Below are 12,173 nucleotides of genomic sequence, written 5' to 3'. Positions count from 1 at the left end.
TTAATCGACAGTCTCGATTTTCCGCTTAAATGTAGAATGGGGCCCGTTTCGGGGTAAATAAGGGGAGATTTTCCGCTTATGCAAAGCAAAATCTCCCAATTTCACGTTTTTCGAGTAAATAGGCGGAATCTCTCCGTCTATTTCAGCGTTTTTTAATAATAATTTCGAAATAAGCGGAATTTTTCCGTCTATTTATCAGCTCGGTTGCTTAACCTTGAACTCCCCTTACCGATAAGTGCGGACCCTCTAATCCTAGATGCAGGAATAAGCAGCTTTTTACCGAAAACGGAAACCTTTATGTACTTGTTTACGTGGACAATCCTTTTACTAAAAACACCTTCATAATTTCCGCAATTTGTTCAGAGCTTAACGGCTGATGATTCTTCTCCCAGTCTGAAACTAAGGCAATATACATTTTTAACAACAGAAAGCTAGTGATTTCAGTATTGGCTGCCGGGATGGCCCCTTTCGTGATGGCCGCATCGATTTTCAGCTTTAAGTAAGCAATAATTTCATCCTCCACATGCTGCAGCATTTCTGAAACCGCTAAAGTCCCCATTTCCGTTTCCTCTTGCACCATCTTGATCATCAATTGGTGCTGGGAGCGAAATTCTAATAAACGATAAAGCGCCCGATGCACATTTTCAGTAAAGGGTAAATCTGGTTGGATAACTGATTCTGCTTCCGCAATCATTTCCTTTACCAAAGTGGAAATAATCTCTTCGAATAATTCTTCTTTATTTTTAAAAAAGGTGTAAATCGTCCCTTTCCCTACATTGGCCAACTTTGCGACTTGATCCATTGTTGTTGCTTTATAGCCAAACAAGGAGAAGGATTTCGTTGCTGCTTCTACAATCAGCTTTCTTCGATCGGTTGCCATGTCAACCTCCACTGACCATTTTAGTTTTTCGGTCATTTTCTTCAAATATACCATAAGTTCCATTCATCTGCAATTACTCCAATAACAAGCAGACAGGCTCCTAAATCAGGAACCTGTGGATCGATTAAATATAGAAAATTTCCGTTATTCATTATAGAATAAATAGATCGAATTATATTTAACAAAACCCATCTAATTTATAGAATCAGATGGGCTTTGTTCTAAATTAATGATTTTTTCAGGTTTCGTAAATATCGGTAGCGAATCAAAAAGAAATAAATGAATTGTGCCAGTAAGAAACCAGCTAGAACGATAATCATGTCTTTTGCTATCGATAATTTATAAAAGCTTTGTAATGCCATAAAGGCGAACCCACTATGAACAAAGGCTACTACAATTGGCACGAAAAAAAGCAAGGCCAGCTGCTGAGTAACAATTTTATTTAGTTCACGATCGGTTAATCCTACCTTTGTAATGGTCAGATATTGGCGCCTGTCGTAATCCAAATCTGCATAAAGCCTGAAATATAGAAAGCTTCCTGCCGCGATAAAGAATACTGCACCAATTAATAAAGCAACGAATAACATCATCTTATACATACCCATTTGTAGTTCGTATAAAGTTCCGCTGACCGTGATCGAGTAAGGAACATGTTCTAACGACATCGAGGTACCGTTCCTGACTAGATTTTCTGCCATCCCTGTTGTTTTTTTGAGTTCCTTTGTGTAAAAGCCCGTAAAGGTTTCGGTATTCACGGGTGTAAGCCTGTCAAACAACCCATCACTAACTACGATCCCCTGACCATGAAGCAACTGGTTGGGAAAAACGATGTGTTTAGTGGGCTGGTCATGAGTAAGTCTTATCTGATCCTGTTTTAAGGTATAGGTTACTTCTTCCAAGTTACTAAAAATCGATGTACGCATTTCTAGCGTTTCATTTCCGACAAGCCGCTTTTCATCAAATTCGTAGCCAGCTGCTGCTGCAATTTTTTTATAATCCGAGAAAGAAACGACCGGGATTTTTTCTCGTGCATATTTATCTGTTGAAGAAGCAACAGCTACGTTTTTAATCAGGATCTGATTCGTTGTGTAATTGATATTCTTTTCCTTTAATTCCGCTTCAATTTGCTGTAAATTTTGCTGGTGAACTGGTTGATCATCTTTTGCAAGATAACTAATTTCAGCGGGAAACTCTACGTCGAGTTGTTTAATCATTACATTCATCGAGGCAAGCGTCCCTACCGCACAAAATGCCACCGTTGAAACAATCGTTACCATGAAAAACATCCGTGCATTATCCTTCAAACGATAGGCCAGACTGGAGAACGTCACTAAATTCGTTTTTTTCCAAAACAAGAAACGATTTTTTTGAAGTAGTTTTGTAACCCATACCGATAGCTGAGTATAGAAAAAGTAGGTGCCAACAATTGTCATTCCAATTACAGGCAGAACTCTGAAAATTAATGTCAGCATGGTTGCTGTTGCGGCTAAATAATAACTGACGATGAGCAAAATTGCTGAGAAAATTGATAAGAAGACCGATACTTTGGGTTCTTTTTTCGGCTTTTCCCCTGCCTGAAATAAATCAATTAATTTATTTACTCTGACAAGAATGGTTGTAAATAATGATATACAAAGGAAAAGGATTAAAAAGGCGCCGACAGTGAGCAAGAGTGCTTTTTCAGAAAAATAAAATGACAAGGGGGGAATTCCAATCATTTTGGAGCCAATCATAAGAAAGAGTTTCCCCGTAATCATTCCAGCCCCAATTCCTATAATAATCGCTCCAACCCCAATTATCATATTCTCTAAAAACACCATAAGATTTAACTGACCCTTTGTCATGCCATGCATCATTAAAATTCCAAATTCACGTTTCCGTGATTTTAGAAACGTGCTGACAGAGTATAGGACAAACAGGAAGGAAAACACGTACATAATTACTTCAGCAGCCGTCATTAATTCAACAGCAAGCGCCGAAGTTACACCCTTTTTAATATCTGGATGAAAGATATATAGGGCGTAAATAAAAAAGATCATGACCGAAAAAGCACTGCTTAAGAAGTAGGCTGCGTAGGTCCGTTTATTACGGACCACATTTCTATAAACGAACTGTGGAAAGGTCACGGCTGTCCCCTCCTAACAACGCAAGCATATCAATAATCTTTTGGAAGAATGCCTGGCGGTTATCACCGCGGTAGATTTCGTTATATAGTTGTCCATCCTTAATAAAAATGACACGGTGACAATAGCTTGCGGCGACAGCATCGTGTGTGACCATTAATGTGGTAGCGCCATCTTCCTTGTTGATTGCAGTCAGTGTCTCCATGACATCCTTTGCTGATTTTGAATCCAGGTTCCCTGTTGGTTCATCCGCCAAAATAAGCGCTGGCTGATGAATGATGGCACGGGCGATGGCCGTCCGCTGCATTTGACCGCCTGAAATTTCATAGGTGCGTTTTTTCAGGATTGGGTCAATCCCTAATTTCTTTGCTACCTGATTGAGTTTTTGGTCCATTTCCTTCACACTTTCACCATCAAGTGTGAGCGGTAGAACGATATTTTCCTCTACAGTTAACGTATCTAGTAAATTAAAATGCTGAAAAACAAACCCTAGCTCATGGCGTCTAAATAGCGCAGTTTCCTTTCGATTGAGCACATGGGGGTTTTTCCCATTAATAAAAATGTCCCCCGCAGTTGGCCGGTCGATTGTGGCAATAAGGTTCAAGAGTGTGGTTTTTCCACTGCCAGACGGCCCCATGATTCCAACAAATTCACCCTTTTCAACCGTAAAATTTATATTTTCAATGGCTTTATGCGCCACTTTCCCCTCATAAATCTTTTCTAAATGTCTCACATCTAAAATCGACATCCAATTTCACTCCCTGTTTTATTCGTACCCTCATTTTACCTAGATATCAGCACCCGCTTCCATGTCGTAAACTTACAACTATCTTACACAATTGTAAGGTTGAGAAAATTATGCAGTAAGTAGATAACCATCCATCCGAGCGTCCGCCCCAAAAGGACAAAACAGGAAAGTGTCCACAGACGGTGCCTGACACCATAATTGACACCATAAATGACATCATAAATTGATTCCATAAATTGATTCCATTAATGGCATCAAAAAAACACCATTAGAAAATAATGCGCACGTTGGTTCCTTGGTTTATGGTGGATTCGATTTCGATACGATGTCCGAGTTTTTCGCAGATTTGCTTGGTGAGATGGAGGCCCATTCCGGTGGATTCTTGAAAGTTACGGCCATTTTCACCTGTAAAGTAGGGATCAAAGACACGGGGTAAGTCGCTTTGGGGAATCCCGACTCCTTCATCACGGATTTCTAAAACGGTATTTATTCCACGCTTATAGCCATGAAAGTATATTTTACGATTCTCCTCAACGGTATAACGCAGGGCATTGGTCATCAACTGGGTCATGGCAAAGGACAACCATTTTTCATCTGATGCCACTTGAAGACCCCCATCGATTTCTATCACTGGGAACACTCGCTTCCGAATAAATATGCGTTTCTGGCTGGATGTCACAGAACGGGCAACGGTTTGCAAATTTAGGGTCTCCACATAAAAGTCGCGTTCAAAAGTATCTAAACGTGCTGTGTATAAAACCATATCCAATCCCTTTTTAAGACGATCCAACTCATCCCTAATTGCGCTGGAACGGGAATCATCCTCATCCTGGACAATTAAATGAATAACAGACAAAGGGGTCTTCATTTGATGCACCCATTGATTGATAAACTGAATATGCCCCTCCAGTTTGTATTTATAATTATGAAGGTCTGTTTTATAGTGACGGAATTGGCTTTTCAAAAGCTGTTGTAAGCCCTCCGCCAGTGGGCTTTGCTGTACATTGCTTGTAAAATCGTCCATGGAGGTCAGCTGTTTTTCCATCCGCTGGTAGAACGAGCGATTCGTGATGTATCGAAAAAAGAGATAACCAATTAGAAGGCATGTACTTAGGAATGCCGCATAAAGACTTATCGATAAATGACGATAGCCGTCAAGCCAATAAATGCCCGTTATCACGACTAATTGAAGAAAATAAAAGAGAATCAATGCCAGCTGTTCCCGAAAAAAAAGCCTCATCACATATGCCTCCAATTCGGAACGAGCCGATACCCTTGACCGCGGATCGTTTGAAGGGCATCATCAATAGACAATGCAGCTAATTTTTTCCGAACACGTGTTACGTACACATTCAAAGTATTATCATCCACAAAAGCTTGATCGTCCCAAATTTTCTCTAAAAGCCTGTCACGGCTGACGACACGTTCTACTTTTTTCATTAGTTCATCTAAAATTTTTGCTTCCGTATGGCTCAGGTCAATTTCCTGTTCATTTAAAGTTAGCCGCAGCCGTTCCACATCCAAGATTAATCCTTCCACTGAGGTCGTCCGCTCATTATTCGCACTAGCATAAGTCCCATAAGCTCTTCGCAGGTGACTATTTATTTTCGCCGTAACAATTTCATAATCAAAAGGTTTCGTGATATAATCATCCGCTCCATTTTCTAGTGCCATCACTTGGTCCATCTTTCCTTCTCGAGCAGAAATAAAGAGAATTGGACAAGTTGAAACACTGCGAATTTGCCGGCACCAATAGTAACCATCATATTTCGGCAAATTCACATCCAATAAAACGAGGTGTGGTTCAAATTTCTCAAATTCCCCACGGACCGCATCAAACTTTTCAACGGACTTTGTATCATACCCGAATTTATGTAAATGCTCTTTCAGCAAGTTCACCAATTGTTTGTCATCTTCAATGATAAAAATTTTAAACATGATAATACTCCTTCCCTATACTCCTCCTTGATTGTATCAAATGGTCTCGAAAAAATGGAAATAATAGCAAAAAACACCGCTAGGGAGCTCAGAGCGGTGCTTGGCAATTCATAACTATTTACTCACAACGAGATGAGCAAAATGAAAATGCTCAAAGGCATGTAATCCATCTTCTCTTCCCTTAAAATACATCTCCTCAATATTAGCTGGAGAGAGATTTTCATAGAGTAACATCTGGCAGTCCTGGAGCTCCAAGTCCAGTTCAAACGGATCGTAACCGGTAATCATCGGTTCACCCGTTTGGGCGGTAATTTGTCTCATTCGGGTTAGTTTCTTAGAGGCTAGTCTTTCATTAAAAGCAGTATCATCGAGGTAGTCAAAGATAAATGAACTCCCGTCTGCGGACATTTCCGCCACAGAAGATAGTAATTGGCAGAACTCCTTTTTAGCTAGGTACATGACCACGCCCAGCAGGCTAAAATAAGTATATTGTTGTTCATCAAAGCCGCTTTTCTTCAGTTCTGCACGAAGAGAATCACTTTTAAAATCTACGGGGACGAATCTAACATTTTTGGGAATATCCATACCGATTTCCTGGAGACGATTGATCTTAAAAGCTTGGGTTGCAGGATGATCAACCTCATAAATAATAAAATCCTCTGGAAGCTTTTCTTGCCTTAAAGCAAAGGTATCGAAACCCGCACCGAGAATGACATACTGTTTAAACCCACGTTCGATTGCAGACCTAAGTCCATCTTCTGCATATCTTGCCCGGCTGACTAATTGGGGAATGGTCTGGTTGTTCATCACCCACATTAGCTTTTCATCAAAGGTTTCCAATGTTTCGCTTTTTTCTTGATCAAAGAAGGCAATTGCGTTAGCCCAGTTGGTGGCGATTAACTGTTTTTCTTCTTCATTTAAGAGTGAATGAGCAATAAAGTCATTAAAAATCGGATCTATGCTGGTAGATGCATGATAACCCCTGGCAAAGCAACTAACTATTGCGGTCAAGCTTTCCTTCCTAGTTTGCAAACAGGTTCCCCCTTCATAATCCCTTATTAATGCAGAAAAACTCCTAGCATAGCTCTGCTAGGAGTTTATTTTATGATAGAAACATACCCATTGTCAATAAATTAATATTATATCATATATCGATTGATTTGTCAACTAAAATTTAACCTGAATAATAAAAAACATCCGGTCCGCAACTTTTCATTCGACCACCGTGATTACCCCTATTATTCAATTACCTTTTGATTTCCCTTTAATTTATCCAATATTTTCAGTAATCCAACAAAACCTCTAATTGTAAATAATGTAAAATTTACACTGCCAAAAGTATGGAAGACTGTCCATTTTCTCCATTTAAATAGCTTTGTATTCCTTTCCATATACCATTGACCAATACTCATAGGAACACTAAAAATCAAACTTTTCATTAGTATTTTCCAAAATTTATCGCTGTAAGAAATCTTGACCCAGATCACACTTAAAATCGGGAAAAATAGTATGTCATAAATAATGTTCGTTTTAAAAATCTTCGGAAAAGGACGAACTGGATATGCAACTCTTTTTGTTCCAACTACATACGCATCAATAAGAGTAGCTAATACTCCTTTTGAGAAAAAAATGACGAGAGTTTCTCTCATTTTTGATCCTTTAAATAGAAATGGCAAGGAAATAAAGCATAAAGATGTAAGTAAATTTAAGAGTTTTTTCTCCATATTAAGCATCCTTCCAAAGAAATTATGATTGACTATATTAAAATATCCTATTTTGATTAATATTATCCTTTGAAAAAATTTAAATAATTACCTGTAAGTCATTATGACTTATTGGGCAGCATTTTTTTATCTTAATTTTGTCTGTAATATCATAAAAAAAAGGCTCAATCCCGTTAAGTTCTCTGGATTGAGTCTCGGATTTAAAATTATTAATGCTGTTCCTTCTATCACTTCATCAGTTTACAGGGAATATAAGCATTGCACCTGCACACAGTACAATAATACGGATTAGGTACATAGGTACGGAGAACAACCAGAACTGCGGAAGTTTATATTTACCCATGCCTAAAATCATCGCGGGCATACCATCGATTGGCATGTATCCGCCGTTCCATCCAGATACGACAACGGCAACTGCGGCAGCAACAGGATTAAGTCCCAAACTAAGGCTGGTTGCAATAGCGATTGGCGCAAAGATGAAGACAGAACCCATATTTGAACCAGTAAATGTAGCACAGGTACTGGTAAGAAGTGCGAAAATTAAGATAAGAATGAATGGACTGATATTAGTACCTAATGAATCTGCCACAACCTTTCCGATCATAGCTGTAAATCCAGAGTTAGCCAGAGCGTCCGCAACACCGATCACACCAGCCATCATTAGGATTACAGGTGCACCCATATTGTCGCGGGCTTCCTTGAAGTCAAGTACATTCATGAATAGTAAGATTGCTCCTGCAAGACCAGGGATGACAAAGGAAGCATTGCCCAATTGGTTCATAAGCATCATACCAATAACACTAAGGACAAATAGAACGATGGTAGTGTATTCTTTCCACGCAGGCAAAGCCGCAAGCTCAGCCGTAGCAGCTACCTCATCCATGAAGGAATCTTCGGAAATTGGATGATCTGGCAGAAGACGATAAGCAATCAAACTCCATGCCAAGAAACCAAGAGCCAGGATGAAATTCACTACAGCGAATTTCGTCATAGAAAGCCCGCCATGATAACCTGCCGTTTCCAGTACGCTGACAGTAACACCATAGAAAAGTGCTACATTGAAAGGAATCAAAGGGTGATTTGTCGCAAACCCCAAAGGCATCATCAGTTTAGACGTAGGCATTTTTTTATTGTAAGGGATCGTAGATATTAAGGATAAAATGAGTACATAGTAACCAGTGGCACCGGCACCTGGTAAACTGGCACCAAGCATAACGACCACAAGCAATAGAGCATAGCTCTTATAACCGCCCTTATTTACCAAAGCAAGCATAGAGGCCTGAACCTTACCAATCAGGCTAGTCTTCATTAATGCCGCCATCACAACCATAAAGCCGGCAATCATGATAACACTTGGGTTCACGAAGCCTGCGAAGGCCTCTTGGACAGTAGACAAACCGGTGACTACAAGCAGAAGACAGGCCAGGATTGGTGGTGCACCGAAGGCCATCTTGTCTGACATAATCAATCCAATCATCAGGATCAAGATACCAAGGGCAAGAATCATGTGCAATGTCATATCTTATTTCTCCTCTCTTAATAACCAAGTAAACTGATAGTTTGTTAAATTGGTTTTATCCCTAAGCGTAACTTACGATCTAGCTGATTTCTCCAGATGTAGGATTGTAAACCCCTTCATTTTCACGTTTTTCACCATAGATATCTTCAACTGAAAAACTATTATATTTTACACATATTCTATTCTTATATGCGTACACTAAATGCAATCGTCTTTCCTCATCTTGATAAATAGTAGGATATTCAAATTGTGAATTATTCGTCTTATTCTCTGCACCAATGAAACCTTCTGCGTGTTCAATAATCCGGCCGATCGGCCAAGTATGTCCGCCATCTTCTGAAACTGAAACCACTACCGGATTTCTCAATCCAGGCCATGCTACTTTCCCTTTTTCAGGATGATTTGCAGCGTTTGCATTATAGGCAATGGCAATGGCACCGTTATCCAATTTGATTGCACTTATACTAGCATTATTATTTGGTAAGGTTGTTGGTTCAGGCGCTGTCCATGAGTCCCCATTATCTGTTGACTCGCTTCTATAAATATAATCCGCAAATCTACTTCTCATAAAAGCTACTAAATGACCATCCTCTAATTCGATCACATTGGCATGCACTCGTCCGTTACTATCAGGCATGCGCACTTCATCCCATGTCAGTCCTTCATCATCAGATACTTGAAATACGGTAGGATCGTTTGTAAGACCTAATTCTGAATCTTCACAGATCCATGTGCTAAAGATCCATCTGCCATTACTTAATACTTGAATCGCTTGTCGAACAAATGTACCAGGCTGGCTAAATAATACTTCCGGTTCTGTCCAAGTTTCACCATTGTCGTATGTTTTCTGATATTTAATAATAGACGTAAACTGCATATTATCTTTACCTGGTTGTCTGCCTTCCTGAGAAGTATAGATTAACCAGATGGATTTATCAGGTGCTTGGAAGAATGATGGGTTTTGCTCACTGCGCGTATCATCCTGCGAGACAATTTTCGGTTCATTCCACTCTAGGGTTTCATGGTTAAATTTCGATAAGACAATAGAAATATCGGGACTGCCTTCAAATGAACCTGCAAACCATGCACATAATAAATCTCCGTCGTCTAACTTAATAATCGTTGGTGCATGTGCGGTTGAAAAAGGACCAGATGGAATTAATGAAAAATCAATATTTGTAAAATCATCATGAACTAATTTACCGTTTGGAATCGACCTGTTAATGACTAATGTATTATTACTCATCCGAATCACCCTATCTTTCTATTAAATTTCTATCTTATTACCGCTTCTTTATTTGCATTATTTGCTAGCTGTACTGCGTAATCGATGGCATTTTCAAGACTAAGTTCACTCGCCGTCATCTTCCCTGCTTGGTCGAATGCTGTTCCATGATCAACTGAGGTTCGGATAATTGGCAATCCCAATGTAATATTTACTCCAGAAACCTCTTTCCATTTATTTTCTTCTTTATCAAAAACAAATCCTAAAAGTTTTAATGGGATATGTCCTTGGTCATGGTACATGGTCACAACGATATCATACATTCCACCGCGGGCTTTTGAGAATACGGTATCTGCTGGTAAAGGTCCGAATACATTAACCCCTTCACGTTTAGCTGCTTCAATCGCAGGGATGATTTCGTCAATTTCTTCCGTACCAAACAATCCATTTTCTCCACAATGTGGATTTAATCCCGCCACAGCAATCCTTGGATTTTCGATCCCCAAGTTTATACAAGCATGATGAGCAATGTTTATTACATCTAACACTCTCTCTTTTTTAACTAAATCGCAGGCTTGTCTTAAAGAAACATGCGTTGAAACGTGAACCACTCTTAAATCACCATCAGCTAACATCATAGAAAATTTATTCGTATTTGTAAGCTGTCCATAAATTTCAGTATGACCGGCAAAGTGATGTCCAGCTAAGTTTAACGCTTCTTTATTTAATGGATTCGTAACGGTCGCATCTACTTTCCCTTCAAGGGCTAATTCAATGACTTTTTCCACATAGAGATAGGCTGCATTTCCGGCCTCTTTAGACACTTCACCAATCTGTAATTCATTTGCATCGACAGAAGCTAAGTCAATGACATCGATTGTTCCCCATTCATACAATCCATCTTCCGGTGTAGTTATAGCATTTACTTTCAACTGAATCTCCGGGAATTTCTCTAAATAGCTCTCGACAATACTTTTATCTCCAACTAGTAAGGGGTTACATTTTTCATATAAGCCTTTCTTTTGAAAAGCTTTGATTGAAATTTCAGGTCCGATACCTGCAGGATCACCCATTGTTACTCCGATAATTTTTTTCATAATGCCCTCCTAACTACTTCATTCCCAATTCGATATTTTCATTTAATACGGATTTTAATGCTGTAATTCCTTCATCAGACACTTGGTTGAATGGTGCACGGCACTTCCCAACCGGATAGCCTAGCAGTTCAACAGCCGTTTTAACCACAGTATTGGGATTTGCAAATTTAAAACAATCTCTGAAACTTCTGATAGAATCCTGGTATTTACGCGCTTCTTCAATATTCCCATTGACAAATTGTTCGTATATTTGTGCCATAGTAAATGGATAAACATTAGAGCATCCTGCAATTCCGCCAGTTCCACCGGCAAGTAACGTCCATAATATTAATGAATCATTACCTGATAGCACCGAAAAGTCTTCTCTATTTCTTGTTCTTTCAATATATTGAAGGATATTATCAAAGTTGCCGCTGCTATCTTTGACACCCACAATATTGTCAATCTGACTTAGTTTTTCAACAGTCGCAGGTTGGATAGTATTACCCGTTCTAGCTGGAATATTGTATAAAACAATGGGCATATCAACCGCTTCAGCAACTGTTTTAAAATGATGATAGATCTCTTCTTGAGTGGCTGTTGCAAAATAGGGTGTAATGATGGATAAGTAGTCTACACCAACACGCTTAGCCTCTAGCGATAAGCGAATGGTATCTTGTGTTCCAACTAATCCTGTGGATGCATAGACAGGGACCCTTCCCGCAACAGTTTTAACTACTGTTTCCATGACTTTCACTTTTTCTTCTTCACTTAAAATATACCCTTCACCATTCGTACCAAAGGTAAAAATACCATGAACACCATTCTCAATGACTCTATTCACCTGATTTACGAGCTCTTCATAGTTAACTTCTTCATTGTCATACATGGGTGTAACAATGGGTGAAATAATTCCTTGTAATTTGTTTTTCACATGAAT

At 39.2% G+C, this 12,173-nt stretch carries 11 protein-coding genes; all 11 read right to left on the bottom strand.

Features of this window, described 5'->3' with window-relative positions; genetic code table 11:
- Nucleotides 1-307 precede the first annotated feature (307 nt).
- The 11 genes from COJ96_RS26750 to dapA all read right to left on the bottom strand — a co-directional run bounded on the left by COJ96_RS26750 (nucleotide 308) and on the right by dapA (nucleotide 12,167).
- Complete coding sequence (locus tag COJ96_RS26750) at nucleotides 308-880, bottom strand: TetR/AcrR family transcriptional regulator (protein WP_098576676.1); 573 nt, start codon at nucleotides 878-880, stop codon at nucleotides 308-310.
- Nucleotides 881-1,101: 221 nt separating this feature from the next.
- Nucleotides 1,102-3,006, bottom strand: a complete 1,905-nt coding sequence (locus tag COJ96_RS26745; protein WP_098576675.1) for an ABC transporter permease — start codon at nucleotides 3,004-3,006, stop codon at nucleotides 1,102-1,104.
- Nucleotides 2,981-3,751: an ABC transporter ATP-binding protein gene (locus COJ96_RS26740; protein ID WP_098576674.1), complete on the bottom strand. Its 771-nt coding sequence runs from the start codon at nucleotides 3,749-3,751 to the stop codon at nucleotides 2,981-2,983. Before COJ96_RS26740 ends, COJ96_RS26745 begins: the two co-directional genes overlap by 26 nt.
- Nucleotides 3,752-4,019: 268 nt before the next feature.
- Nucleotides 4,020-4,991: a sensor histidine kinase gene (locus COJ96_RS26735; protein ID WP_098576673.1), complete on the bottom strand. Its 972-nt coding sequence runs from the start codon at nucleotides 4,989-4,991 to the stop codon at nucleotides 4,020-4,022.
- Entirely contained in the window at nucleotides 4,991-5,689 is a 699-nt protein-coding gene (locus COJ96_RS26730; RefSeq protein WP_098576672.1) for a response regulator transcription factor, read from the bottom strand. Before COJ96_RS26730 ends, COJ96_RS26735 begins: the two co-directional genes overlap by 1 nt.
- A 114-nt stretch (nucleotides 5,690-5,803) precedes the next feature.
- Nucleotides 5,804-6,721: a class I SAM-dependent methyltransferase gene (locus COJ96_RS26725; protein ID WP_098576671.1), complete on the bottom strand. Its 918-nt coding sequence runs from the start codon at nucleotides 6,719-6,721 to the stop codon at nucleotides 5,804-5,806.
- A gap of 206 nt (nucleotides 6,722-6,927) precedes the next feature.
- Nucleotides 6,928-7,413 (bottom strand): CBO0543 family protein, encoded by a 486-nt coding sequence (locus COJ96_RS26720; RefSeq protein ID WP_098576670.1) that lies wholly within the window; start codon nucleotides 7,411-7,413, stop codon nucleotides 6,928-6,930.
- A gap of 235 nt (nucleotides 7,414-7,648) precedes the next feature.
- Complete coding sequence (locus tag COJ96_RS26715) at nucleotides 7,649-8,932, bottom strand: SLC13 family permease (RefSeq protein ID WP_098576669.1); 1,284 nt, start codon at nucleotides 8,930-8,932, stop codon at nucleotides 7,649-7,651.
- A 79-nt stretch (nucleotides 8,933-9,011) separates the two neighbouring features.
- On the bottom strand, nucleotides 9,012-10,178 hold the full coding sequence (locus tag COJ96_RS26710) for a sialidase family protein (RefSeq protein WP_098576668.1): 1,167 nt from the start codon (nucleotides 10,176-10,178) through the stop codon (nucleotides 9,012-9,014).
- A 29-nt stretch (nucleotides 10,179-10,207) separates the two neighbouring features.
- The gene (gene pdxA, locus COJ96_RS26705; protein WP_098576667.1) at nucleotides 10,208-11,254 is read right to left on the bottom strand and encodes a 4-hydroxythreonine-4-phosphate dehydrogenase PdxA; all 1,047 of its coding nucleotides are present in this window, start codon (nucleotides 11,252-11,254) and stop codon (nucleotides 10,208-10,210) included.
- A 13-nt stretch (nucleotides 11,255-11,267) separates the two neighbouring features.
- Nucleotides 11,268-12,167 (bottom strand): 4-hydroxy-tetrahydrodipicolinate synthase, encoded by a 900-nt coding sequence (gene dapA / locus COJ96_RS26700; RefSeq protein WP_098576666.1) that lies wholly within the window; start codon nucleotides 12,165-12,167, stop codon nucleotides 11,268-11,270.
- Nucleotides 12,168-12,173: the final 6 nt, after the last annotated feature.

It is taken from the genome of Bacillus sp. AFS073361 (genome assembly GCF_002567005.1).
GTDB lineage: Bacteria > Bacillota > Bacilli > Bacillales > Cytobacillaceae > Neobacillus.
This window is presented reverse-complemented; position numbering and strand designations above follow the sequence as displayed.